The following is a 25,416-nucleotide window of genomic DNA, read 5'->3' on the forward strand; positions in this document are numbered from 1 at the left end:
CTATCAGAAGCAGGGGGAAAGGTACATATACATATTCCTTAAGATTATCAGCAACTTCCCCTACTGTTCTATTATCTCCTAATACCCATATCGGAGGAGACAGATGAGGGTGAGGCTGGCATTTCTCTTAATAAGCAAGGAGCACACATTGCGCTGAGCTGCTACAATTCAGTATCTTGACTTGGCAGGAAGGGATATTGCATTGCATGAACGAAAAAAAATATGCTCCCACAGCGTTATAACCTGTGTTAGCATACCTTTTCTGTTAGTGTCCCAGGAGAGATTCGAACTCCCGACCGACGCCTTAGAAGGGCGTTGCTCTATCCAGCTGAGCTACTGAGACGTTTATGATATAAGTTGCGGTAAAACTTATGTATTACCTTAACTGTTCCCTTAGGACACTTCTTATTATAGTAGGATATCAAAAGAAAGTCAACGCTTTTTCTAAAAAAGTTTTTTCCTTTTTTAAAAATCCAGGAAGCGGGGAAAAACGCTTCCTGTTCATTATACATGAAGTCATTCGAATTGATAAGTATTTCTTAGTTCATCAACTATTTTTCCTTCAAGGTCATAATAGGTGATTTCAAGTTGGTCTTTTTCGAGTTCCAAAATGGCATAGGTCTTCTCAATTCTCCCCCGCGGCTGACGGATGCTTCCAGGGTTGATGAACAGCTTGCCGTCGATCATTTCAGAACCTGCAGCGTGGGAATGGCCAAAGCAAATGATATCAGCTCCCATTTCTTCGCTTTTGTAAGCTACGTTCATCAACGTCATCTTGATGTTGTAAAGATGCCCATGAGTAAGGAAGAATCGTTTGCCCGCAATGTTCTCCACAACGTCATTCGGGTAGGCGGCATCATAGTCGCAGTTGCCGCGAACGGCGAGGAAATCCTTCATGAGGGGGTCTTTTCGTTCCAATTCGGAGTCCCCACAATGAATCATGGCCGCGACTTCATGTTTATGACGGTCGGTTATCATGCCAATTTCCTGCGTTAGTCCATGACTGTCACTCATGATAAGGACTTTCATCGTCACATTCCCTCCTCCCTCTTTAGAAATAGATCAAGTTTTTCATCCAAAGCCTTCAAGGCATGGGCCCGGTGGCTGATTTGGTTTTTTTGCTCTTTCGTCAATTCTGCACTTGTTTTGCCTTTTTCTTTAACAAAAAAGATAGGATCATACCCAAATCCATTCTCTCCAGAAGGTTGGTCCGTTATGACACCCTCCATCGTTCCTGATACCGTAATCGTTTCCTGGTTCGGTGAGGCTAGTGCCAAGGCGCAATAAAATCTCGCGGTCCTTTCCGCTTCAGGTACGCCTTCCAGTTCGCTGAGGACTTTTTGCGTGTTCGCTTCGTCACTTTTCGCTTCACCGGCATAGCGCGCTGAATATACACCCGGCCTGCCATCCAGTGCATCTACGATCAATCCTGAATCATCCGCAATGACAAAATGGCCCAACTGCCGGGCAATGGCCTCCGCTTTCAGGATTGCATTGGCTTCAAACGTTGTACCCGTTTCCTCCACGTCCGGTGCACCCGGTACATCGAGGAGCGTCTTGACTTCATATCCTTTAGCAGCGAACAAGCTTTCGAATTCCTTGGCTTTCCCTCTATTCTTCGTTGCAATGATTACTGTCTTCATCCTTCATCTCACCTTTTTTCGTTTTTTGATCTTCGAATAATGTAATAAGCCCTTTTTGGGGTACGGAAATCATTTGCTGTAACTTGTTATATGTAATTGTCGCTCTTACCCAGTGCCTTGTGATTCAACTGACCTTCCCATTCATATCAACAAGAGCTGGTGAATCTACCAGGTAATTTTAGTCTAACACAATTCGTGCTTCTTCTAAAATCCCGACACTTGTAGCCGCCAGATGATTGCCCACGTTATATTTCCATGGTTCGTCTTGTAATCGTCCCCCATTGATTGATTGGTTGCTTTCTGGAACACGGATGAAGCGGATACCTCCTGTTATTGGCACGTCTGCCTCCTCCTAAATCCCCCAAAAATAAGAGGCAGCGGTAGGCTGCCTCGATGTGCTCCATCTCTCGTATACAAAATCGTTTTTTTAAAAACTACCAGTATTGACCTTTTCGGGACGGACCACAGGCTCTGATATTTTCTTTCCTTCTTCATTCAAAATATCGGCGCTGCCCTTCACTTGTACTTCAACACTTTCGATGCCTTTTTGTTCCGTTAACGAAAGGACCAAGGCATCGAGAACTTCTTTTGAAACTTTTTTCTCTTTGAAGCTGCCCAGGATATTTTCGTTGAAATTGAGGCTGACCTTGCCATCCGCCATTTTAGGCTGATCAAGTAAGGCTACATCAGTCATGAAGCCTGTTTGTAAATTCGAACCCGAAGGACTCTTCGTCAATTCCTGAACCGCAGCTGTAACATCATCAGATACCGTTTCACTGATCCGGCGCGTTACCGGTACATAATACGTATATTCCTCGTCACCGCCGACATAATAAACGGTTAATGCTTTCGTATTCGAAATGTCGACTGCGTCACTTGTATCGATATTGATTCCTGAAGATCTGGATATATTCTCATCGATCGGTGTGCCATTGACAGGCATTTCGGAAATATCCTCGCCATTAATCCTCATTTTAATTTTATCGACGGAGTCAAATTGTGTCAGCGTCCATGTAATGGCTTGAAGGATCTTAAGCTCATCTTCTTTTTGGTAGTTTTTGAACTCCGGAGAAAAGTCCGCCACTGCCACTCCGTCTTTAATGTTCACGCTTATTTGCGTATCTGCAGGAATGACCGCCCTGAACCCATTTGGCAGTTTATCCGTGACCGGGCCGTTATTGACAAGATAATCAAGCGCCTGCTTAGCGACAGCTTCGGATTTAGGCAGTTCCAATGTCTGCGGAACCACATACCCGCTTTTATCAATTAAATATAACTCCGTTTTTACCGTTTTGGATTCAACAGCGCCTTCCTCACCATCTGTTGCAGGCTGCTCTTGACCCTTCGACTCTTTTAATGAAGATTCCTTGTCGACTAATGAAACATCCTTGGGTGGATCAATTTCCTTCTTCTCTTCACCGCCGAATAATCCGCACCCCGAAAGCCAAATGGAAGATGCAAGAATGGTAACAGCCATCGTTACTTTTGATTTATTGGACATAAAATCACTCCTAGGACAGTTTGTACTCCTATTTATACGAGCCCTAGGGGAAAATAGACCAATTATTTTTCATCTTTCTCCAGCCGCATGTGCATTGAGGACATGGGGCTGCCCCTATATCTTATTCTTTAATCACTGCTTCTTTCTTTATCTTGGAATTCCACCAAAAAAAAAAGACTTCCAAAATGGAAGTCTTATAAGTGATCGATTTTAACGGTTTCAACCATGCTTGTATGAATGCCAAGCCAGCTCGATGCGATCGATCCAAACATATCCCTGGAGCCGGTTGTATAAAAGCGATGTGCCGGGCGGAGCTTGCTTCTATTGATCAATCTATAATAATCCAAGATGACGCTTGCCTCACGGGCCGTCTCTTCCCCCGATGAAATGACCTGCACTCCATTTCCCATATAGGATGAGATGACAGGTCCCAAGAGTGGATAATGGGTACAGCCAAGAATTAACGTGTCAATTTTCGTTTTCTTCAACGGGCTTAAGGTTTGTGCCACGACCCTATTGACGATTTCCCCTTCGAACTCCCCACTTTCTACGATTGGGACAAATTTCGGACAGGCTAAACTGTCCACTTTCACATCGGTATTGATGGAGGCCAATGCGTCATCATAAGCTTTGCTTTTCACCGTACCTTCCGTGCCTATGATGCCAATATGTAAGGAGTTCGACACTTTCAATGCCGCTCTTGCACCAGGATGGATGACACCCAGAACAGGGATCGAAAGTGTCGCCCTGATTTCATCAAGTACCGCCGCTGTTGCTGTGTTGCAAGCTATAATCAGCATTTTAATATCCTTCTTCAACAAAAATCTCGTCATTTGCCATGTGAAGGCTTGAACATCTTTTTTGGATCTGGGCCCATAAGGACATCTTGCTGTATCGCCTAAATAAATGATATTTTCATTCGGCAGCTGACGCATGACTTCTTTCGCTACAGTCAAGCCGCCTACCCCTGAATCAATGATTCCTATTGGTTGTTTCAAAAAACTCGCCTCATTTTTCTTTCATTTCTTGATGTAGTTTAGCTAAAATCCCTTGAAGGGAAACGATGTCGGCATCATTGAATTGTGCTAACACGCCACTCAAATACTGCTGCCGTTTATTGATCACTTCTTCGATAATCCGTTCCCCTTCACCAAGAAGGTGAATGCGAACCACCCGCCGGTCCTTTTCATCTTTAACACGCTGGACAAGCTGATGCTTCTCCATCCGGTCAATCAGATCCGTGGTTGTGCTGAAGGCAAGAAACATTTTCGTCGACAATTCTCCGATCGTCATGTCGCCCGATTCAAACAGCCATTGCAAAGCCAGGAATTGAGGAATGGTTATTTTATAATCATTTAGGATTTCCCGTCCCCTTTGCTTAATCCAGGACGATACATAGCGCAATTCCTTCTCGATCTCGGCTACATAAGCAACCTGCTTCTCTTCATCCATACACCCAGCTCCCCACTTCATGAAACTTATCATACTACCATTTTGGATGAAAGTGAAATGATTTTCAAGATTGATTGTCCGGAACCTGCGACACCCCAACAAAAAAATAAGCAGCATCCAAAGAAGTCAAAACAATGGAATTGTTTTGGACTTCCTTATATGCTGCCAAATAGAACGGGAGAGAAAATATTTATAAGGCTTACGTATTAAACGCTAACACATTAAAGCTTAAGTTCTCCCATACGAAGGAGTTCTATGACTGCCTGCGAACGTCCTTTGACTCCAAGCTTCTGCATCGCATTCGAGATATGGTTTCGAACTGTTTTTTCGCTAATAAACAATTCACCTGCGATTTCTTTTGTTGTTTTGTCTTGTACTAGTAACTCAAATACTTCTTTTTCTCTTTTGGTGAGTAGTGGCTTATGAGTGAATTCGTTCTCCTTCAAGTAATGTTACCCTCCTTGCCTTCACCAGCATAAAACCCGGAGTGGGTGTCTATTTAGTCAAGATATAGTATGTCGGCTAGTGCAAGGGAGTGACTATTTTACTTCATGGGATGAAATTTTTTCAGGAATGTTCGACCTCCGCATGCCACATCCCTTGCCTCATCTCTTCCGTCCAAGGCGTCGGCTTCCCTGTGTCCTTGGAGACTTGGACGATCGTTCCCCTGCCCGTTAAACATAGGGAACCATCTTGCTTAGTGCCCATGTAATGAATATCTACCGAGGAGGTCCCGATATGGTCGGCTTTCACATGGATCGTCAATCGATCATTGAAAAACACCTGCTGCAGATAATCACACTGCAGATCGGCGACTACCGGAATTTGATCACTTGTGAATGCCGTCCAATCCTTCATGAATCCCAAGCTATTAAAATATTCTATCCGTGCTTCCTCAAAATAAGTAAAAGGTATCGTGTTATTTAAATGCCCGAACATATCCGTTTCCGAAAAGCGGACCTTAATCTCATGTTTAAAAGAAAAATCACTGATCCACTCCGTTATATTATCGATATATGATATTCTGCCCAACTTGTGCACTCCCTTTCGAAAATGAATGGCTATTCACTCATTTTATAAGAAAAATTAGATAATGAAAAGGATTTTCTCTCGGAAAGCTGGTTAATTCGCATACAACTTCCTTCATTTTACAAATTCCATTCATTTCTTATGGAAAAGGATAAAAAAGAGCCCCTATCCTAAGATAGAAGCTCTTTCCTTTAAATGATTAAACTTCGTCGCTTCCGAAGAAGTTACGGAATTGCTGAATGGCCGTATCACGGTTCAATGCTGCAATCGATGTAGTCAATGGAATTCCTTTAGGGCAAGACTGCACACAGTTTTGCGAGTTACCGCAGTTTGCAAGTCCTCCATCGGACATGATTGTGTTTAAACGTTCCGCTTTGTTCATTGCACCAGTTGGATGTGCGTTGAATAAACGGACTTGTGATAACGGTTGTGGTCCCATGAAGTTTGAGTTGCTGTTCACGTTTGGACAAGCTTCCAAGCAAACGCCGCAAGTCATACATTTTGATAATTCATAAGCCCATTGACGTTTCTTTTCTGGCATACGCGGTCCTGGTCCAAGGTTGTACGTTCCATCGATCGGGATCCAAGCTTTTACCTTCTTCAACGAGTCGAACATGCGGCTGCGATCTACCTGAAGGTCACGAACCACAGGGAAAGTACGCATTGGAGCAAGGCGGACAGGCTGTTCCAATTGGTCGATAAGGGCCGTACATGATTGTCTTGGTTTACCATTGATGACCATGGAACAAGCACCACATACTTCCTCAAGGCAGTTCATGTCCCATGCGATTGCTGTCGTATGCTTGCCTTGTACTGTTACCGGGTTACGACGGATTTCCATTAGGGCGGAAATGACATTCATATTCGGGCGGTACGCTAATTCAAATTCCTCATCATAAGGAGCTGAATCCGGTGTATCTTGACGAGTGATGATAAAACGGACTGTTTTAGTCTCAGATTTAGTTTCAACCATTTTTTTGCTCCCCCTCTTTAATGTTTCGTAGTGTAGTCACGTTTACGCGGTGCGATGAGTGATACATCAATATCTTCATAATGGAATTCAGGTGCTTGATCCAAGCCCTTGAACGTTGCCATTGTCGTTTTCATGAATTCTTCATCATTACGTTCCGGGAAATCAGGTTTGTAATGCGCTCCACGGCTTTCATCACGGTTTAACGCACCGATTGTGATTACACGTGCCAATTGCATCATATTTTGCAGCTGTCTAGTGAAAGCAGCTCCTTGGTTGCTCCATTTAGCCGTATCATTGATGTTGATTTTCTTGTAACGCTCCATCAACTCAAGAATCTTGTTATCCGTTTCTTTCAGCTTATCATTGTAACGGACTACAGTAACATGCTGAGTCATCCACTCACCAAGCTCTTTGTGAAGTACGTACGCATTTTCATTTCCATCAAGAGACATGACATTGTTCCATTTTTCTTGCTCTTGTTTTTCGTATCCATCATACAATGAAGATGGGATGGATTCGGAAGTTTTGTCAAGACCTTCGATATATTTAACGGCATTCGGACCAGCGACTGAACCGCCATAGATGGCAGATAGAAGTGAGTTCGCACCAAGACGGTTACCGCCATGCTGGGAGTAATCACACTCACCTGCAGCGAATAAACCTTTAATGTTAGTCATTTGGTCATAATCAACCCAAAGTCCGCCCATAGAATAGTGAACGGCAGGGAAAATCTTCATTGGTACTTTACGAGGATCTTCACCCATGAATTTCTCGTAGATTTCAATGATTCCGCCAAGTTTAATATCAAGTAATTTAGGATCTTTATGTGATAGATCCAGATACACCATGTTTTCTCCATTAATACCAAGCTTCATGTTCATACATACGTCGAAAATTTCACGAGTCGCGATATCACGAGGTACCAGGTTACCGTAAGCAGGGTATTTTTCTTCAAGGAAATACCAAGGTTTTCCGTCTTTATATGTCCAGATACGTCCACCTTCACCACGAGCAGATTCACTCATTAGACGAAGTTTGTCATCTCCAGGGATTGCTGTCGGGTGAATTTGAATGAACTCACCGTTGGCATAATTAACACCTTGTTGATAGACGATCGATGCTGCTGAACCTGTATTGATCATCGAGTTAGTGGATTTACCGAATATGATTCCAGGGCCTCCGCTTGCCATGATGACTGCATCGCCAGGGAATGATTTGATTTCCATTGTAGTCAAGTTCTGAGCTACGATACCGCGTGCTGTTTCTTCATCATCGATAACAGCTCCAAGGAATTCCCAGCCCTCATATTTCGTAACAAGTCCTTCCACTTCATACCGGCGAACCTGCTCGTCCAATGCGTAAAGCAATTGTTGACCAGTCGTTGCACCCGCGAATGCTGTACGGCTATGTTGTGTACCGCCGAAACGACGGAAATCAAGAAGACCTTCCGGAGTACGGTTGAACATAACGCCCATACGGTCAAACATATGGATGATCGATGGTGCCGCTTCGCACATCGCTTTAACCGGGGGTTGGTTAGCCAAGAAGTCCCCGCCATAAACTGTATCATCAAAGTGAATGAATGGAGAATCCCCTTCACCTTTTGTATTTACTGCCCCATTGATTCCGCCTTGGGCACAAACTGAGTGAGAGCGTTTAACAGGCACTAAAGAAAATAAATCAACCTGTTGTCCAAGCTCTGCTGCTTTGATCGTCGCCATTAAGCCGGCTAGACCTCCACCTACGATAATGATTTTACCTTTACCCAATTCTGTCACTCCCTTATTTCCATTAGCAAAGCTATGTTTTTTATCCGGATACTATAAATGAACTCTAACTTCTTAAACGAAAGCGAAAACTGCGCTAACGCCGATATAAGAAAGCAGAACGAAAATGATCAAAGTTACGTACGTCATGATTTTTTGCGATTTAGGTGAAACTGTCAGACCCCAGCTCACTGCAAATGACCATAATCCATTCGCAAAGTGGAAAATTGCAGAAATAATACCTACAATATAGAACACGATCATGAATGGGTTAGAGAAAATCTCTGCCATCATGTCAAAATCAACCTCAGCACCCATGGCTGCTTGAACTCTAGTCTCCCAAATATGCCAAACAAGGAAAATCAGCGTGATGATTCCAGTCAGGCGTTGCAGCATGAACATCCAGTTACGGAAGAAACTAAATCTCCCCAAATTGTTTTTTGCTGTAAGGGCAATATAAATACCGTACACAGCATGGAAAATGATCGGTAGATAGATGACGACCCACTCTACCAAAAGCTTTACGGGCGTATATTCAATTAAATGAACGGCCCCATTAAACGTCTCTTCCCCTTTTGTTGCCATAAAGTTTACCGATAAATGAAAAATTAGGAATAGACCAATCGGAATAACTCCAAGAAGTGAATGAAGTCTACGATTCCCAAACTCGCGATTTTTTGCCACTAAGTGCCCCCCCTTAATTTGTGAAAAATCATGCAAAGATAATCTGGTGGCTACCTTTTATCTCCGCGTGAAAATAAAGTATAGAGTGCAAAAAGCTCTCCTATACTTTCTTACAATTATGTGACATGTCCATTTTACTCCTGACTTCTATGTGCGTCAAGAAAACGGATACAACAAATCTCTTTTTTAAAATAGATATTATTGGCTAAAAATGCATGTTTTTTTATTTGTCAAGGCTATATTATGAGAAATAATGTATGAATCTATTAATATTTCGGTATAATTTATCATTTTTTTCCATTTGCGTTTCAAATAAATAAAAAAACAATATAATTTGCAAAAGAAAAACGTTTATAATAGATTTACAGAAAGAGGCGATAAACTATGAAAAAAAATATTGCTGCAGCGATAGAGGAAGAAATTCAAACTGAAGAGTTCCAAGTTCCGGCTTTCGGATATGAATTAATCAGGGAAGTACTACTGAATGATATACTCGGAAAAGACTCGAATCAGATCCTCTATTGGGCAGGTAAACAGTTAGCAAGAAAATTCCCACTGAATGGCGATCAGGAGGTTATTGAATTTTTCCAAAGCGCCGGTTGGGGAGATTTGGAAATCATCAAGTATACGAAAAACGAGATGGAGTTATCCTTGTCGGGTGAAATAATCAGCCGCCGCCTGGATTTACATCCTGACTGTCACTTCCAGCTTGAAGCCGGCTTCCTTGCCGAGCAGTTCACACTGCAAAAAAAATTCCTCAGCGAATCAACGGAAGAAGTTAAACGCCGCGCAAAAAAAGTGACATTCACCATTCAATGGGATCCCAGAGATCCAATCTAACGAGCCCATAAAACAGACTTACCCTTTTTACCGGAAGTCTGTTTTTTACTGGACTCCATACAATCAGGCTAGCACATTTGCATGCTGACCAAGTTTAAATGCTTCATGCAGGGATTCGACCGCCTTCACCATCTCCAGCTCATTGACGACAGTCGAAACTTTAATTTCCGATGTGCTGACCATTTTCACTTGGATGCCTGTATTGGCCATCACTTCAAACATCTCGGCAGCCACTCCCGGATTGGATACCATACCCGATCCAACGATTGACACCTTGGCCAATCCGCCCTCCGTTTCAACCCTGTCAAAGGCCAACTGCTCTTTATTATTTTCCAACACGATCAAAGCCGCTTTTTTATCTTCACTTTTAATGGAGAATGATAAGTTGGTCGTATCCTCTGCAGTCATGCTTTGAATGATGATGTCAACATTGATCTGGTTTTTCGCAAGCGTCATGAAAATGGTTGATAATGCACCAAGTGATTGGGGCAAGCCATAAACCGTCACCCTAGTGATGCTATCTTCGAATGCGATGCCGCGCACGATTAAGTTTTCTTCCATAGTTGCTTCCTCCTCAATGATCGTTCCTGATTCCCTCTCCATGCTTGAACGGACTTCAAGCGGGATTTGATAATTTTTCGCGTATTCGACAGCCCTTGGATGGAGCACGCCCGCCCCTAAATTGGCAAGCTCGAGCATCTCATCATAAGAGATGGATTGCAGTTTGCGCGCTTCTTTAATGTAGCGGGGATCCGTTGTGAAAACACCCGTAACATCCGTGTAAATATCACATCTATCCGCATTGAGCGCTGCAGCGATGGCAACTGCGGTCGTATCGGAACCGCCACGCCCCAATGTAGTGATTTCCCCATTAACATCGTTTCCCTGAAAACCGGCCACGACGACGATCTGCCTTTCTTGCAGTCTAGCTTGGATTCTCGAAGCATCAATATCCAATATCCGGGCATTCCCATGTACGGATTCCGTCTGCATCCCTGCCTGCCAGCCAGTATACGAGATCGCTTCATGCCCCTTCTCAAGCAAGGCCATCGTCAGCAGGGAAATCGTAACCTGTTCCCCCGTCGTCAATAGCATATCCATTTCCCTTTTGCTTGGGGTGCTGGATATATCATGGGCCATGGAAACCAATTGATCGGTCGTTTTACCCATTGCGGAAACAACGACGACTACCTCATTGCCCTTCTCCGCTTCCTCTATTACCCGATTGGCAACATTTTTAAGTTTTTCAACGCTGCCGACGGATGTCCCGCCGAATTTTTGTACGATTAATGCCATCCTCATGCACCCTCTCTTTTTAGGCAATAAAAAAAGCAATGAGAAATATCTCATTGCTGTGATCACATATCCAATCTTGTAAGCACAGTGAGATAGCTCTCCAGGGCATACACCCTGACAATCCGCCATTTATTAAATGTCAGACCAGAAAAACAAGCTATGAGACTTGTCTTCCTTCGGCGTCCTCCCCTTTCAAAACCCATCATGGAAACTCATACTTCTCCAGGTTTTTACTCTTGAATTCCGCACCTCTATCAGCACTTTTAAGTTGTCTAGTTAAAAATTCCTTTTAATCATAGCATAGAGATTTGTGGGGGGCAAGATTATTCTTGCAATTTTCTCACGATTCCCTCAGCTACCCCTTTTGGCATGCCCGCTCCGATAATTTCCTCGACCGAGGCCTCTTTAATTTTCTTCAATGAACCGAAATGTCTCAATAATTGCTTTCTTCGTTTTTCGCCGACTCCCGGAATATCATCAAGCTGGGAGTGCACGGCATTTTTGCCTCGCAGCTGGCGGTGAAACGTAATCGCAAACCGATGCACTTCATCCTGTATTCTTTGCAATAAGTAGAATTCCTGACTCCGGGAATCAAGCGGTACAAGCTCAAGAGGATTGCCGATCATTAATTGAGATGTTCTATGCTTCTCATCTTTAATCAGGCCAGAAAGCGGGATATCCAGGCCCAGTTCATTTTCCAAAATATCGCGGACGGCCTCCACATGTCCCTTACCGCCATCGATGATGATTAAATCCGGAAGCGGAAGACCCTCTTTCAATACCCGTGAATACCTTCTTCGGACGACTTCGCGCATGGATTCATAATCATCAGGCCCCTGGACGGTTTTGATCTTATATTTGCGGTATTCCCTTTTCTCGGGTTTGCCATCAATGAACACGACCAAAGCGGAAACGGGATCGCTTCCTTGGATGTTGGAGTTATCGAAGGCCTCAATTCGATGCGGGGTATAGATCCCCAATTGCACGCCAAGGTTTTCCACCGCATTGATCGTTCTTTCTTCATCACGCTCAATCAATGAAAACTTTTCCTGAAGCGCAATGGAGGCATTTTTATTGGCCAATTTCAACATATCCTTTTTCGAACCCCGCTTTGGATGAATCGTCTTCACGCCAAGCAGGCCTTCAGCCAGTTCAGCATCCACCGACTCGGGCAGCAGGATTTCCTTCGGTTTAAAATGGTTCGTAATCTCGTAAAACTGACCCAGGAATGTGAGCAGTTCCTGTTCCGGTTCATCATAGACGGGAAATAGGGATACGTCCCTTTCGATCAATTTACCTTGTCTTACAAAGAATACTTGAACGCACATCCAGCCTTTATCATGGGCAAATCCGAATACATCCCTGTCGATGAAATCGGTCGTCATCATTTTCTGCTTTTCCATCGTGATATCGATATGGGCGATTTTGTCACGAAACTCCTTCGCCCTCTCAAAATCCAGCTCTTCGGATGCCTCCAGCATTTTTTCGGTCAGTTCTTTCTTAATCTCTGTATGCCCGCCATTCAAGAAACGGTTGATATCATCGACCATTTTTTTATATTCCTGTTCCTCCACATCATATACGCATGGAGCCAGACATTGACCAAGGTGATAATAAAGGCAAACCCGATCCGGCAGCGTATTGCACTTTCGAAGAGGATAGATGCGGTCGAGCAGTTTTTTCGTTTCGTTAGCCGCAAAAGCATTAGGGTACGGACCGAAGTATTTCCCTTTGTCTTTTTTGACCTTTCGCGTAATGATCAGGCGGGGATGCCGCTCAGCGGTCAGCTTGATGAAGGGATATGTTTTATCATCCTTAAGCATGACATTATATTTTGGATCATGTTTTTTGATTAGATTCAGCTCTAAAATGAGAGCCTCGATATTGGAAGATGTGACGATGTATTCAAAATCCTCAATCTCATTTACGAGCCGAAATGTCTTTCCATCATGGGATCCCGTGAAATAGGAACGGACACGGTTCTTCAACACTTTCGCCTTGCCTACATAAATGATCGTTCCCTGACGATCTTTCATCAAATAACAACCAGGCTGATCGGGAAGAAGCGCAAGTTTATTCTTTATTTGCTGGTTCATGCTTTCAGCCTCCTGTTCTCCCATTTACAATTATTATATATCAAGATAGCGAAAAAAGCTTCAAGTCCGGAGACCTGAAGCTTTTTTTAGCTGACCCGTTTATTAAGCGTGTTTTGCAATAAGCTCAGCAAGAGCTTCTTTAGGTTGGAAGCCAACCACTTTATCCACCACTTCACCGTCTTTAAGGACGATCAGTGTCGGAATGCTCATTACACCGAATTTCCCAGCTGTTTCTTGGTTTTCATCTACATCCACTTTTACGATTTTCGCTGAATCGCCAATTTCCGTATCAAGCTCTTGAAGAACAGGAGCAATCATTTTACAAGGTCCGCACCATGGAGCCCAGAAATCTACAAGAACGACACCTTCGCTAGTATCCGTTGTGAACGTTTGGTCAGTTGCATTTACAATAGCCATATATATTTCCTCCTCAAATTTACTCAAATAACTAAAGACAGTATACCATTGTTGCTAGAATCGATGCTAATATTTTGCTTCAGTGGTAGGATGTCCAAATGAAGAGGGAATATGCACCCAGAATTCGCAGCCTATATCAATAAAATAAGGGACGAGACATATTATGTCCCATCCCTTATTCGAAGCCGTTTACCCTTTAAGCATTCACTTTAAGTTTTTTGAATTCTTCCGTCAGTAATGGAATGACTTCGAAAAGATCGCCGACAATTCCATAGTCAGCTACATTGAAGATGTTCGCTTCAGGGTCTTTATTGATGGCTACGATCACTTTGGAGTTGGACATACCAGCTAAATGCTGAATCGCTCCAGAGATTCCGCAGGCAATATAGAGGTCAGGTGTAACGACCTTACCCGTTTGACCGATTTGCAAAGAATAGTCACAATAATCCGCGTCACATGCACCACGGGAAGCCCCTACCGCTCCGCCAAGAACTTGTGCCAGTTCCTTTAAAGGTTCAAAGCCGTCTTCGCTTTTCACTCCGCGGCCGCCAGCGATGATTACCTTGGCTTCTGAAAGATCGACGCCTTCACTTGCCTTTCTGACAACATCTTTTATGATGGTGCGTAAATCCTTGATATCCACGCTCAATGCAGCTACATCACCGGAGCGGGACTCATCTTTCGCCAATGGCTCAATATTGTTCGGACGGATCGTTGCGAATATCACTCCATCTGTAACAATTTTCTTTTCAAAAGCTTTACCAGAATAAATCGGACGGGTGAAAACGATATTTCCGCCTTCTTCTTCAATGGATGTTACGTCAGAAATCAAACCTGATTCAAGCTTTCCAGCCAATTTAGGGGCAAGGTCTTTTCCAAGTGCCGTATGGCCGAAGAAGATGCCTTCGGGCTTTTCCTGCTCGATGACGGCGAGCAAGGCTTGCGCATAGCCATCTGAAGTGTATTGCTTCAATTGATCGTTTTCGACGGCGACAACCCGGTCTGCACCGAATTGGATCAATTCATTCCCCAAATCTTGAACACTGTCACCAACTAAAACACCTACAATTTCTCCGCCATCTGCAGCAAGTTTAGCCGCACCGATCGCTTCAAATGATACATTTCTTAGTGAACCGTCGCGAACTTCGCCCAATACAAGAAACTTTCTAGCCATTTATAAAAACCTCCTGTGCTCTATTTTATCTATTTGTTGTGTGTAGTTTGTTTTAAAAAGGAATCGTTTCTATTAAATTACTTTAGCTTCGCTGCGTAATAATTGTACAAGTTCGCTAACTTGGTCACCGATCTCGCCGCTCAAGACTTTTCCTGCTTCTTTTTTGGCTGGAAGGTAGATTTCGATCGTTTTTGTTTTCGCTTCAACATCATCCTCTTCCAGGTCCAAATCATCCAATTCCAATTCTTCAAGCGGTTTTTTCTTCGCTTTCATGATCCCTGGCAAAGAAGGATAACGCGGCTCATTTAACCCTTGCTGAGCCGTAACCAACAACGGAAGAGATGCTTCGATCGTTTCGGAATCCCCTTCAACATCACGGATAACGCTTACATTTCCATTTGCAATATCCAATTTAGTGATCGTTGTGATATAAGGGATTTCCAAGATTTCGGCAACGCGTGGACCGACTTGACCTGAACCGCCATCGATGGCCACATTCCCTGCAATGATTAAATCCGCCTCTTTGTCTTTTAAATATTCGCCTATGATTTTGGCAGTCGTGAACTGGTCGCCATTTTCTATATCATCTTCGATATTGATCAATACCGCTTTATCTGCACCCATTGCAAGAGCTGTACGCAATTGCTTCTCAGCCTCTTCGCTTCCGACGGAAATGACCGTTACTTCGCCGCCTTGTGCATCACGCACTTGGATGGCTTCTTCAACAGCATACTCATCATACGGATTAATGATGAATTCTGCTCCATCCTCATTAATTTTCCCATTGGATAATGTAATTTTTTCTTCTGTATCGAATGTTCTTTTCAGCAGCACATAAATATTCACGGTAATACCTCCCGAATGATTTGAGTTTTGAAGATTATGAATTTTTTTGATATATTAAAGTATTCTTCAGGTTCCGCCAAAATCCTGCATAATATTTAAAAATAGTTTTTTGGTACCTTCAAAACTATTATTTCCCTTTGAATACAGCTTCCCTTTTTTCGATGAAGGCCTGAATTCCTTCTTTTGCATCAGCCGTCTCAAAAGCTTTGCCAAAGAGGGCCGCTTCCCTATCCACACCTTTATAGTAGGAATCATGCTTGGAATAATTCAATAACTCGATGGCCGCCTTTAAAGCAACCGGGCTTTTCTTGGCGATTTTTTTAGCCAGCTCATTTGCCTTTGGAAGCAGTTCTTCGTCACTGAAGGCTTGATTCGCCAGACCCCATTCCACGGCTTGAGTGCCTGTAATCGGTTCGCTTGTAAAGAGCATTTCAGCTGCTTTTGCCGTGCCGACATAACGAGGAAGGCGCTGTGTGCCGGCAAAACCAGGGATTAAACCCAACTGCAGCTCAGGCAAACCTAGCTTTGCCCTTTCGGTTACCAAACGGATGTGGCAGGACATTGCCAGTTCCAACCCTCCGCCAAGTGCTGCACCATGGATGGCGGCAATGACTGGTTTCGGGAAGGATTCGATTTTTTCGAATACAGCTTGACCTTTCTTGGTCAAGGATATGAAAGCTTCACCATTTTTCACTTCAGTAAACTCTTTAATGTCAGCTCCCGCCGAGAAAAATCTTCCTTCGCCATGAAGTAGGACAACTCGCACCTCTTCGTTTTGCCCGATTTGATCGAAGGCCTCTGACAGCTCCCCGATGATGGCCGAGGAAAGTGCGTTTGCAGGTGCATGTTCAATCGTTATGGATGCCACATGATTTTCGATAGAAAGCTTAAGGTATTCCATATCCATCCCTCCTGTCATGTTAGTCGAACTTTTTTGAACATTCAATATGTATCTCTTCCCTTAATGAAACGGAAAGCCATTAACCGATTCTTTTAGAGGATGGTTAGCCATCCTCCATTCAAACCGTTAACTTCTAAGGCCGCATCCTCCGAGCAGGAGGCGATGAACGTCTGGTGCAAGGTCCGAAAGCGAATACTTTTGCTCATTCATGACCCATGTCGTCACCGTTTCGTCAATCGTTCCGAATATCATCTGCCTTGCAAGTAAATTATTTAAATCGGGCAGGAATTCGCCTTTCTCTTTTCCTTCAATGATGATCTGATCGATTAAATTTAAATACCCTCTCAACACATCATTGATTCTTAGGCGCAATTCTTTATTCGACTGCCTTAATTCCAACTGGGTGACAATTGCTAAATTCACGTCTTCTGAAAGGATTTGAAAATGTTTCTGGATAAGCACATGCATCTTTTCCGACGCTGTGGATTTTCCTTTGAGCTCTTCTTCGATTTGTTCCACAAAATAGCCCATCTTTTCATGAAATAATGATATTAAAATATCTTCTTTATTTTTGAAATAAAGATATATGGTGCCATCCGCTACGCCTGCCTGCTTGGCGATTTTGGATACTTGAGCTTGATAATAGCCGTTTTGGGCAATGACGATGACGGCTGCGTCAATAATTTGATTATACTTTGGTCTGTTGCGTTTCACTGGCTGTCCCCTTTCAGAAAATGAATGAATCATCATTCATATTTCTATCATAAAATGACGACCCTTGCCTGTCAAGCAAAAACTTCAAAGAGTACTGCCACTCCATTATCTCCATTGTACAGCCTCAATCTGGAGGATGTCCAGCTTCTCTCCAAAAGTCGGAGCCATGCCACTGCTCCGTATAGACGATGCTGCTTTACGCTTCTTTTCTTTCGTCGGATAGCTTCTTCTTTTCTTCCTCGATCAGGACTCTTCTCAAGATCTTTCCTATTGTCGTTTTAGGCAGTTCTTCCCTGAATTCATAGCTGCGCGGCACCTTATAGGAAGCAAGGCTCTTTCTGGCAAACTCATTCAATTCTGCTTCAGTCGCACTGGCATTTTTTTTCAGGACAACATAAGCTTTGACGGTTTCACCGCGATATGGATCAGGTATTCCTGCCACTACAACCTCTTGAATCGCCTCATGCTCATATAGGACCTCTTCCACCTCACGTGGGTATATATTGAATCCCCCGGCAATGATGGTATCTTTTTTCCGCTCGACCACATAAAAGAACCCCTGTTCATCCATGTAGCCCAAATCGCCTGTAAGCAGCCAGCCATTTTTAAAAGTGCTTTCCGTTTCTTCCGGTCGATTCCAGTATCCCTGCATCACTTGAGGCCCTTTTATGGCTATTTCCCCAATTTCATTCGGTGGAAGCTCTTCACCCGTTTCCAGGGACAAGATCACCGAGTCCGTATCTGGCCATGGCAATCCAATGCTGCCTTTTACCCTGGGCTGATCCCAAATGAAATTAGCATGGGTCACCGGAGAAGTTTCCGAAAGTCCATAGCCCTCAACGAGCTTTCCGCCCGTGATTTTTTCGAATTGCTCTTGAACCTCCAAGGGCAATGCTGCAGAACCGCTTATACAGGCATTGATGGAAGACAGGTCATACTTGCCGATATCCGGATGGTTCAGTAGACCGATATACATCGTTGGCGCACCGGGAAACATCGTCGGTTTCTGTTTTTGGATAGTTTTCAGCGTCACTTCGATATCGAACTTCGGCATGATGATCATCGTATTCCCTTCCATGACGGAAAGAACCAATACCGTCGTCATCCCATACACGTGGAAGAATGGTAAAATGGCCAAGACCCTTTCTTCCCCGCGCCTATTTTTATAAAGCCACGCATTGCACATCTTCGTATTCGCCAATAAGTTCTTATGAGTAAGCATGACCCCTTTCGGAAAGCCCGTTGTCCCTCCCGTATATTGCAAAAGGGCAAGGTCTTCATTCACATCGATCGGCTCGAGCACTTCCTCGGGGATTTTCCGTTTCATGATTTCGGTGAACAAATGATGATTGCCTGCATGCTCCACTTTGACGACGATTCCATATTGCTTTTTTTGGATGAATGGATAAATGAGATTTTTCGGAAAAGGTAAATATTCCTTGATAGCGGTTACAATGATATGTTCGATATTCGTTCTAGAAGCGATTGCCGTGACACGGGGAAATAAAATATCCATCACTAAAATCATTTTCGCCCCCGAATCTTTCATTTGATACTCGAGTTCACGTTCCGTATACGTTGGATTCGTTTGAACGACGACTCCGCCGGCCATCAATATCCCAAAAAAGCTGATGACACCTTGAGGGCAGTTAGGAAGCATGACGGCGACCCGTTCTCCTTTTTGAAGGCCGATGCTTTTTAAATAGGCTGCGAACTTTAAAGCCGACTCATAAACTTCGCGGTACGATAATTCCTTTCCCTGGAAATGAATGGATGTTTTACCGGGGAATTCTTCGGCTGACTCTTTCAAAAATGAATAAAGAGGCTTATCTTCGTACGATAGTACGGCTGGTATCTGTTCCGGATAAATGGTTTGCCATGGCTTATGGCTCATGTACACCCCTCCTTCTGAATATTCACAATACTCATTCTCATTATAATACAACCGGGATTTTCTTACAATTGCTGAAATCAGGAAATATAAGCATAAAGGCCGATGGCAGAATCTAAAGCGCATTCAATAAGCCACAGAACTTAGAAACCACCCCAAACTGAGGGCAATCAAGATTCCACATCCGTTTTCAATCAAAGTGGAATGAAACGGAAGGCGGCGACACTCCTGCGGGAATTGCGCGTCCACTTGAGACCCGCAGGCTGAAAGCCAAGGTGGCTCAAGGACCGCCTCTGGATAAGAGAGCGCCTGCAGTGAAATGGAACGGTCTAATTACAAATCCTCCAAAACTGTGGCCATTTAAGTGCTAAGCTTGAAATTCCTCATTCTATTGGACTGCAAAATAAAAAGCGACGCATACGGCCGCTTCTTTCAAGTGAAGAATAACATATAAACGATTCCAAGCAGAAAAAAGATTCCGCAACAAACAATCAGGACTTTTGCAAGTTTCTCCACAGTTTTCTCCCTCTCATGATGGACATCAAGAAATTCCGGCACCGATGACTAAAGATAAAGCGATGGAAATGATCATCGATAGGAATCCAACTGCCCGGTTATCTTTTTGTATTTCTTCATCTATTTTAAAACCAGGTGTCATAAATTCAAAAATGAAATAACCGATCAGCAAAAGGACAAATCCGTACACACCCCAGCCAATCATGGTAAGGAGCGAGTTCTGATGGAGGATGGACTGCTGGAATACATAGGCGATTCCAAATATTTTGCCGCCTGTTGCCAACGCCACGGATAGGTTTCCCTGTTTGATTTCCTCCCAGTTCTTGTACTTTGTGACAAGTTCAAAAATGGCTAAAAAAACAATCATGCACAAAATTACGACACTGTAACGAGCAGCTATATATACATATTCATTTTCCCACATATTCTCCATGGTCCAACTCCCAAAATGGTAACTGGCCAACCGGCTAGGCAGATAGCCGGCCTGACCACCCTTTATTTAAATTCCACCACCGTAATGCCCGTTCCGCCTTCTCCAGCTTCGCCGAACCGGATCCTTTTGACAGCGCGGTGATTTTTCAAGTATTCCTGGACTCCGGACCGGAGAGCCCCCGTCCCTTTACCATGAATGATCGAGACACTAGAATATCCGGCCAATAGCGCATCATCCACATACTTTTCAACTCTCGAGATGGCATTTTCAAAGCGTTCCCCACGTAAATCGAGTTCCACGCTAACGTGGTAATCCCGCCCTTTTATCGTGGTGAGGGGCTTGGTTTCCTTCACTTTTGTAGCCTTGATGAATTCCAGGTCGGACTCCTTCACCTTCATTTTCATGATGCCGATCTGAACTTGCCACTCATTACCGGAAACCTTTTCGATCAGATGACCCTTTTGGCCGAAGCTTACAACCTTTACTTCATCTCCCGGTTTCAGGCTTTTCTCCAAAGGCCTTGCCACTTTCGAAATTTTCTTCAGTTTTGGCGTTGCTTCTTCAAGTCGTTTTTTCGCATCGATCAGTTCATGCTCTTTCACATCGGCATTTTTTTCAAGCCGCAATTTACGTAAATCCGCGATGATCGCTTCGGCTTCTTTTTTTGCCTGTTCAACGATTGCGGCCGCCTCTTTTGCTGCCTTTTCAGCAAGCGCATCGCGTTCTTCTTCATATTCACCCATTTGCTTTTGCAAATCTTTATGAAGGATTTCCGCCTGTTCCAGGTGGTTCTTGGCTTCCAGCTCCTCCTCTTCCGCCTTCTTGCGGCTATCTTCAAGGGAAGCTATCATATTTTCAACTTTATTCGTATCCTCGCCGATATGACTGCGGGCATTGCTTATCACGCTTTCATCCAAGCCTAGACGCTTGGAAATTTCAAAAGCATTACTTCGTCCCGGTACACCGATCAAGAGTTTATAAGTGGGGCTTAACGTTTCCACATCGAATTCAACGCTTGCATTGATGACGCCTTCCCGATCATATCCGTATGCTTTTAATTCCGGATAATGTGTCGTTGCCATCACACGTGCTCCGCGCTTATATACCTCATCCAAAATCGATATCGCTAAAGCGGCTCCCTCCTGAGGGTCGGTTCCCGCACCAAGCTCATCGAATAAGACAAGGCTGTCGTAATCGACTTTTTTTAGGATGTCAACGATATTGACCATATGGGACGAGAACGTACTCAGGCTTTGTTCAATCGACTGTTCATCGCCAATATCGGCATAAACGGAGGAAAACACAGCCGTTTCAGAGCCATCGAGCGCAGGGATTTGCAGTCCGGATTGGGCCATTAACGTACAAAGGCCAATCGTTTTCAAGGTTACCGTTTTTCCCCCTGTATTCGGGCCGGTAATGACGATCGTCGTGAAATCATCACCAAGGAAAATGTCATTGGCGACGACGGCATCACTTGGAATGAGCGGATGCTTCGCCTTGAATAATTTCACGCGTCCTTCATTATTAAGATTCGGCTTCGACCCCTTTATCGCTTTGGCATATTTCGCCTTGGCAACCAGGAAGTCGATATGTGCCAGCACCTTGACATTATGAAGCAATTCAGGCGTGTACCCACCGACTTTCTCCGATAATTCCACCAATATCCGTTCAATTTCCTGCATTTCATTCACTCTTGTTTCCTGAAGGACATTATTCAATTGCACAATTGCTTGCGGCTCAATGAACAAGGTCTGCCCAGATGATGATTGATCATGGATGATCCCGCCATACACACTGCGGTATTCCTGTTTAACCGGGATAACAAAACGGTCATTCCGGATCGTGATGATGGCATCCGATAACATTTTTGTCGCGTTCGAGGAACGAATCATGCTTTCCAGCTTCTCACGGACACGACTTTCGTTCGTGCGGATCTGGTTTCTTAAGGCGCGGAGCTTATCGCTCGCAGAATCCATCACTTCGCCATGTTCACTGATTGCAAACGTAATTTCCTGCTGCAGATCAATCAACGGGTGAATCGAATCGATATATTCGGCTAAAAGCGGGACATCTATTTCCTGCTCGGCCAATTCTTCGAAGAAACGAGTCAGGATCCTGCCGGCACGAATCGTACTGGCGAGCTCCATCAGTTCCATCGGTGAAAGCATACCGCCAATCTGGGCCCTTTTGGCATGTGGCCGGATATCAAAAATCCCGCCCAATGGCAAGTTGCCTTTCAACCGGACGATTTTGGCAGACTCATCCGTTTCGTCCTGCCACCTCGTCACCTCTTCAAAGTCGGTTGAAGGCATCAGTTGCTCAGCCTTCTCTTTTCCTATTGAAGAAGAAGCATGAGAGATTAATTGTTCTTTGATTTTATGAAATTCCAATGTCTTTAAAGCTTTATTATGCATGGAGTTAAAGCTCCTCCTTATTTATGGGCAAAATAGTTAATCATTTCTCTTCAAAAACGCTAATAATCCATCCGGATCCTTTGCATTCAGGACCGTAGATTCTTTGACCCAGCCTTTTTTGGCCGATGAAACTCCTACTGGCATATGCTCCAGCATATCGATGCTGTGTGCATCGGTATTGATTACAATCGTAACGCCCGCTTCCTGTGCCTTGCGCAGGTGGGGAGGCGCCAAATCCAGGCGGTTCGGATTCGCATTCAGCTCCAAGGCAGTATTCGTATCACGTGCCAGCTCGATCAGCATATCCATATCGACATCATATCCGGTCCGTTTCCCGATGATCCTTCCCGTTGGATGGGCGATGATATCGACATGTGGATTGTTAAGGGCCGTTTTCAAGCGCTCCATGATCGTTTCTCGCGGCTGTGAAAAACTGGAATGGATCGATGCGATTACCAAATCCAGCTCCGCAAGCAGGTCATCGTCATAATCAAGCGTCCCATCAGGGAGAATATCCATTTCAATCCCTGAAAGCACGGTAAAATCATCGTATTTTTCATTTAACTCTTGAATGATCTTTTTTTGTTCGCGGACCCGTTCTACGGTCAGTCCGTTCGCCACTTTCAAATATTGCGAATGATCGGTTATGGCCATATATCGATAGCCTTTTGCACGGCACGCTTCAATCATTTCTTCTATCGTATAAGCCCCATCACTCCAAGTGGTATGCATATGGAGATCACCTTGTATGGCCTCTAAGGAAATGAGCGGTTCACTTGCATCATATTGCTCCACTTCGGTTCCGTCTTCACGCAATTCCGGTGGGATGTATGGCAAATCAAAGTGATGATAAAATTGTTCTTCTGTTTCGAACGTCAAGATCTCTCCAGTTTCCGCCACTTCCACACCATATTCGCTGATTTTTTCGCCTCGTTCTTTAGCAAGCTGGCGCATCCTCACATTATGATCCTTCGAACCTGTAAAATGATGCAGCGTCGTGATGAATTCCTTATCCTTCACGATCCTGAAATCGACAGAAATATCATATTCATAATCAAGCACGACCGATACTTTTGTATCACCTGCCGCTATCACATGCTTGATCCCTGATATAGCAAGAAGCTGATTCTTCACTTCTTCGGGATGATCTGTCGATATGATGAAATCGAGGTCCTTGATCGTTTCCCTCATGCGGCGGATGCTGCCAGCCCTCGATGACCGAATGATAGGCTCCATGTTGCCTAGAGCCGTTTCAATATCAGCTGCAATTGGCCTCATGAAGGCAAGCGGAAGCCGATCAGGCCTCGAACCTGCTTCGGCAATCGCTGTCAGGATCTTTTCCTCCGTTTTTTTTCCGAAGCCGGCCAGGGCCGCAACCCTGCCTTCTTCACAGGCGGTTTTTAGATCATTCACATCATTGACATGCAGCTCTTTATGAAGTTTGGCAATTTTCTTCCCGCCCAACCCTTGAAGTTGAAGCAGAGGTATCAATCCTTTTGGCACCTGCTCCTGAAGCTCTTCAAGCACGGTCGATTTCCCCTCATTGATATACTCCTCGATGACCGATGCCGTACCTTTCCCGATTCCATTTAAAGCCGTGAAGTCCTCGATGGCCGCAAGACTCCGGTCATCCGTTTCCAACGCTCCTGCCGCCTTGCGGAAAGCCGAAACCTTGAAGGGATTCTCACCTTTCAATTCCATGTATATTGCAATTTTTTCCAATAGTTTAATGATATCTTTTTTGTTGATCGTCATTTATTTCACCGCCGAAAAATTAATAGGGTATCCGTTGTTTTCTTTCTTAAAGATACCTTTCTTGAAGGTAAAGTACAAGCAGGCCGCTCCTTGCCATGATTCAAGGCAAGATCACGCTATTACAGAAAAGGGGCCTCCCCCATTCAAAATCCAGGACTTTGAGAAAGGGAGGCAGGCCCTCGGTAACTGTCATTATGATTGATCTGGTTTTTGGAACCAAAGTTCTTTCACTTGTTCGGAAAGGAACGGTGTATGTTTCACGATCGATTCTGCCAGAAAAGATCCCGCTAATGGCTTCTGGATCGAATCCATTGGCAGCATGGCAGCTATATATAATATAATAAACATGATAAGATAGATTTCGATAAAGCCCAATATCCCGCCACCCCAGCGATTCAGCTGTTTCAATATCGGTAGGTGGGTAATGAAATTGAGCATCGAGCCAAGCATTTGCCAAAGGATCTTGGCCGCAAAGAAAATGATGGCAAAGGCAATCGCATTGTAATACGCCGTTTCGAGCCCGACTGTTTCAAAAAACATAGTAAGCGCCGAGGAATCACTCATCGTCGGAAACGGGATCCACAATTTCAGATTGGGAGCAAGATCTCCATAAAACACATATGCGACGATAAAGGCCACTATGAACCCTGTCATATGAACAGTCTGTAAAATGAAGCCACGCTTTAAACCGATTAATAAACCGATTAAAAGAATGGCCAGAATTGCTAAATCAAGCATGTACTCAGTCCTTCTCTCTCTTTAATTCCAGTTGAAGCTGGTCTAGTTCATCTTTTAACTTAATATATTCGTGGATGGTATTTACGGCCGTTAGTACCGCTAGCTTGCTTGTATCCAAGTATGGGTTTTTCATACTGATTTCTCTCATTTTTTCGTCAACCATCGAAGCGACCAGGCGCATATGGCTTGCGCTTTCTGTTCCGACGATTGTATATGGTTGTCCGTATATATCAACTGTTGTTTTATTTCGTTTATCGTCTGACAAAATGATGCCCCCAATCTAAACAATCCTAATTCTATCATATCATGAAGTTTTTCGTCATGAAAGAGAGTACCA

Annotated in this window: 25 protein-coding genes, 1 tRNA gene and 1 riboswitch; of the genes, 1 reads left to right on the forward strand and 25 read right to left on the reverse strand. The window is 44.0% G+C overall.

The features are described 5' to 3' along the window. Positions 1-269: 269 nt before the first annotated feature. The 12 genes from MHI53_RS17215 to MHI53_RS17270 all read right to left on the reverse strand — a co-directional run bounded on the left by MHI53_RS17215 (position 270) and on the right by MHI53_RS17270 (position 9,048). Positions 270-343, reverse strand: a tRNA-Arg gene (locus MHI53_RS17215). A 173-nt stretch (positions 344-516) separates the two neighbouring features. Beyond that, positions 517-1,029: a metallophosphoesterase gene (locus MHI53_RS17220; protein ID WP_061143522.1), complete on the reverse strand. Its 513-nt coding sequence runs from the start codon at positions 1,027-1,029 to the stop codon at positions 517-519. A 2-nt stretch (positions 1,030-1,031) separates the two neighbouring features. Continuing rightward, on the reverse strand, positions 1,032-1,643 hold the full coding sequence (locus tag MHI53_RS17225) for an XTP/dITP diphosphatase (protein WP_061143523.1): 612 nt from the start codon (positions 1,641-1,643) through the stop codon (positions 1,032-1,034). 178 nt (positions 1,644-1,821) lie between these two features. Further along, complete coding sequence (locus MHI53_RS17230; protein ID WP_340371810.1) at positions 1,822-1,983, reverse strand: hypothetical protein; 162 nt, start codon at positions 1,981-1,983, stop codon at positions 1,822-1,824. A gap of 87 nt (positions 1,984-2,070) precedes the next feature. Beyond that, complete coding sequence (locus MHI53_RS17235; protein WP_061143525.1) at positions 2,071-3,144, reverse strand: GerMN domain-containing protein; 1,074 nt, start codon at positions 3,142-3,144, stop codon at positions 2,071-2,073. Positions 3,145-3,338: 194 nt separating this feature from the next. Then, a complete protein-coding gene (gene racE / locus MHI53_RS17240; protein ID WP_061144681.1) occupies positions 3,339-4,142 on the reverse strand; it encodes a glutamate racemase in 804 nt (267 codons plus the stop codon). Positions 4,143-4,152: 10 nt separating this feature from the next. After that, positions 4,153-4,596, reverse strand: a complete 444-nt coding sequence (locus MHI53_RS17245; protein ID WP_061144682.1) for a MarR family transcriptional regulator — start codon at positions 4,594-4,596, stop codon at positions 4,153-4,155. A gap of 221 nt (positions 4,597-4,817) precedes the next feature. After that, a complete protein-coding gene (locus MHI53_RS17250; RefSeq protein WP_028392149.1) occupies positions 4,818-5,042 on the reverse strand; it encodes a response regulator transcription factor in 225 nt (74 codons plus the stop codon). Between the two features lie 121 nt (positions 5,043-5,163). Next, positions 5,164-5,628: a thioesterase family protein gene (locus MHI53_RS17255; RefSeq protein WP_061144683.1), complete on the reverse strand. Its 465-nt coding sequence runs from the start codon at positions 5,626-5,628 to the stop codon at positions 5,164-5,166. A gap of 196 nt (positions 5,629-5,824) precedes the next feature. Beyond that, on the reverse strand, positions 5,825-6,598 hold the full coding sequence (gene sdhB / locus MHI53_RS17260; protein ID WP_061142165.1) for a succinate dehydrogenase iron-sulfur subunit: 774 nt from the start codon (positions 6,596-6,598) through the stop codon (positions 5,825-5,827). 17 nt (positions 6,599-6,615) lie between these two features. Beyond that, positions 6,616-8,367 carry a succinate dehydrogenase flavoprotein subunit gene (gene sdhA / locus MHI53_RS17265; protein WP_061142166.1) on the reverse strand — a complete coding sequence of 584 codons (1,752 nt, stop codon included), beginning with the start codon at positions 8,365-8,367 and terminating at the stop codon, positions 6,616-6,618. Between the two features lie 72 nt (positions 8,368-8,439). Continuing rightward, positions 8,440-9,048 (reverse strand): succinate dehydrogenase cytochrome b558 subunit, encoded by a 609-nt coding sequence (locus tag MHI53_RS17270; protein WP_340371811.1) that lies wholly within the window; start codon positions 9,046-9,048, stop codon positions 8,440-8,442. Between the two features lie 384 nt (positions 9,049-9,432). On the opposite strand from MHI53_RS17270, the gene MHI53_RS17275 reads away from it, so the two are divergent. Then, on the forward strand, positions 9,433-9,888 hold the full coding sequence (locus tag MHI53_RS17275; protein WP_061142168.1) for a YslB family protein: 456 nt from the start codon (positions 9,433-9,435) through the stop codon (positions 9,886-9,888). A 63-nt stretch (positions 9,889-9,951) separates the two neighbouring features. On the opposite strand, the gene MHI53_RS17280 is transcribed toward MHI53_RS17275, so the two are convergent. The 13 genes from MHI53_RS17280 to zapA all read right to left on the reverse strand — a co-directional run bounded on the left by MHI53_RS17280 (position 9,952) and on the right by zapA (position 25,344). Further along, positions 9,952-11,184: an aspartate kinase gene (locus MHI53_RS17280; RefSeq protein ID WP_061142169.1), complete on the reverse strand. Its 1,233-nt coding sequence runs from the start codon at positions 11,182-11,184 to the stop codon at positions 9,952-9,954. An 85-nt stretch (positions 11,185-11,269) separates the two neighbouring features. Next, positions 11,270-11,446: riboswitch (Lysine riboswitch) on the reverse strand. Between the two features lie 61 nt (positions 11,447-11,507). After that, positions 11,508-13,280, reverse strand: a complete 1,773-nt coding sequence (uvrC, locus tag MHI53_RS17285) for an excinuclease ABC subunit UvrC (RefSeq protein ID WP_340371812.1) — start codon at positions 13,278-13,280, stop codon at positions 11,508-11,510. Positions 13,281-13,382: 102 nt separating this feature from the next. Continuing rightward, complete coding sequence (trxA, locus tag MHI53_RS17290; RefSeq protein ID WP_057911504.1) at positions 13,383-13,697, reverse strand: thioredoxin; 315 nt, start codon at positions 13,695-13,697, stop codon at positions 13,383-13,385. 196 nt (positions 13,698-13,893) lie between these two features. Next, positions 13,894-14,871: an electron transfer flavoprotein subunit alpha/FixB family protein gene (locus MHI53_RS17295; RefSeq protein ID WP_061142171.1), complete on the reverse strand. Its 978-nt coding sequence runs from the start codon at positions 14,869-14,871 to the stop codon at positions 13,894-13,896. Positions 14,872-14,943: 72 nt separating this feature from the next. Beyond that, positions 14,944-15,717 (reverse strand): electron transfer flavoprotein subunit beta/FixA family protein, encoded by a 774-nt coding sequence (locus MHI53_RS17300; RefSeq protein WP_061142172.1) that lies wholly within the window; start codon positions 15,715-15,717, stop codon positions 14,944-14,946. 127 nt (positions 15,718-15,844) lie between these two features. Then, positions 15,845-16,618, reverse strand: coding sequence for an enoyl-CoA hydratase (locus MHI53_RS17305; RefSeq protein WP_340371813.1), 774 nt, complete (start codon positions 16,616-16,618; stop codon positions 15,845-15,847). Positions 16,619-16,744: 126 nt separating this feature from the next. Then, entirely contained in the window at positions 16,745-17,332 is a 588-nt protein-coding gene (locus tag MHI53_RS17310; RefSeq protein ID WP_061142174.1) for a TetR/AcrR family transcriptional regulator, read from the reverse strand. 196 nt (positions 17,333-17,528) lie between these two features. Continuing rightward, positions 17,529-19,226, reverse strand: coding sequence for a long-chain-fatty-acid--CoA ligase (locus tag MHI53_RS17315; protein WP_340371814.1), 1,698 nt, complete (start codon positions 19,224-19,226; stop codon positions 17,529-17,531). A 538-nt stretch (positions 19,227-19,764) separates the two neighbouring features. Then, positions 19,765-20,172 carry a DUF350 domain-containing protein gene (locus tag MHI53_RS17320; protein WP_061142176.1) on the reverse strand — a complete coding sequence of 136 codons (408 nt, stop codon included), beginning with the start codon at positions 20,170-20,172 and terminating at the stop codon, positions 19,765-19,767. Between the two features lie 62 nt (positions 20,173-20,234). After that, positions 20,235-22,586, reverse strand: coding sequence for an endonuclease MutS2 (locus tag MHI53_RS17325; protein WP_340371815.1), 2,352 nt, complete (start codon positions 22,584-22,586; stop codon positions 20,235-20,237). 36 nt (positions 22,587-22,622) lie between these two features. Further along, positions 22,623-24,341 (reverse strand): DNA polymerase/3'-5' exonuclease PolX, encoded by a 1,719-nt coding sequence (polX, locus tag MHI53_RS17330; protein WP_340371816.1) that lies wholly within the window; start codon positions 24,339-24,341, stop codon positions 22,623-22,625. A gap of 192 nt (positions 24,342-24,533) precedes the next feature. Next, entirely contained in the window at positions 24,534-25,079 is a 546-nt protein-coding gene (locus tag MHI53_RS17335) for a CvpA family protein (protein WP_061142180.1), read from the reverse strand. 4 nt (positions 25,080-25,083) lie between these two features. Next, the gene (gene zapA, locus MHI53_RS17340) at positions 25,084-25,344 is read right to left on the reverse strand and encodes a cell division protein ZapA (RefSeq protein ID WP_057911494.1); all 261 of its coding nucleotides are present in this window, start codon (positions 25,342-25,344) and stop codon (positions 25,084-25,086) included. Positions 25,345-25,416: the final 72 nt, after the last annotated feature.

Source organism: Peribacillus sp. FSL E2-0218 (assembly GCF_037992945.1).
Lineage (GTDB): Bacteria > Bacillota > Bacilli > Bacillales > DSM-1321 > Peribacillus > Peribacillus simplex_B.

Excerpts from the sequence above, each read along its gene's own strand:
- MHI53_RS17320 (WP_061142176.1), bottom strand. The coding sequence starts at position 20,172 with ATGGAGAATATGTGGGAAAATGAATATGTATATATAGCTGCTCGTTAC.
- trxA (WP_057911504.1), bottom strand. The coding sequence starts at position 13,697 with ATGGCTATTGTAAATGCAACTGACCAAACGTTCACAACGGATACTAGC.
- MHI53_RS17245 (WP_061144682.1), bottom strand. The coding sequence starts at position 4,596 with ATGGATGAAGAGAAGCAGGTTGCTTATGTAGCCGAGATCGAGAAGGAA.
- sdhB (WP_061142165.1), bottom strand. The coding sequence starts at position 6,598 with ATGGTTGAAACTAAATCTGAGACTAAAACAGTCCGTTTTATCATCACT.
- MHI53_RS17325 (WP_340371815.1), bottom strand. The coding sequence starts at position 22,586 with ATGCATAATAAAGCTTTAAAGACATTGGAATTTCATAAAATCAAAGAA.
- uvrC (WP_340371812.1), bottom strand. The coding sequence starts at position 13,280 with ATGAACCAGCAAATAAAGAATAAACTTGCGCTTCTTCCCGATCAGCCT.
- MHI53_RS17335 (WP_061142180.1), bottom strand. The coding sequence starts at position 25,079 with ATGCTTGATTTAGCAATTCTGGCCATTCTTTTAATCGGTTTATTAATC.
- MHI53_RS17235 (WP_061143525.1), bottom strand. The coding sequence starts at position 3,144 with ATGTCCAATAAATCAAAAGTAACGATGGCTGTTACCATTCTTGCATCT.
- MHI53_RS17295 (WP_061142171.1), bottom strand. The coding sequence starts at position 14,871 with ATGGCTAGAAAGTTTCTTGTATTGGGCGAAGTTCGCGACGGTTCACTA.
- MHI53_RS17225 (WP_061143523.1), bottom strand. The coding sequence starts at position 1,643 with ATGAAGACAGTAATCATTGCAACGAAGAATAGAGGGAAAGCCAAGGAA.
- MHI53_RS17275 (WP_061142168.1), top strand. The coding sequence starts at position 9,433 with ATGAAAAAAAATATTGCTGCAGCGATAGAGGAAGAAATTCAAACTGAA.
- MHI53_RS17220 (WP_061143522.1), bottom strand. The coding sequence starts at position 1,029 with ATGAAAGTCCTTATCATGAGTGACAGTCATGGACTAACGCAGGAAATT.
- MHI53_RS17315 (WP_340371814.1), bottom strand. The coding sequence starts at position 19,226 with ATGAGCCATAAGCCATGGCAAACCATTTATCCGGAACAGATACCAGCC.
- polX (WP_340371816.1), bottom strand. The coding sequence starts at position 24,341 with ATGACGATCAACAAAAAAGATATCATTAAACTATTGGAAAAAATTGCA.
- MHI53_RS17280 (WP_061142169.1), bottom strand. The coding sequence starts at position 11,184 with ATGGCATTAATCGTACAAAAATTCGGCGGGACATCCGTCGGCAGCGTT.
- MHI53_RS17305 (WP_340371813.1), bottom strand. The coding sequence starts at position 16,618 with ATGGAATACCTTAAGCTTTCTATCGAAAATCATGTGGCATCCATAACG.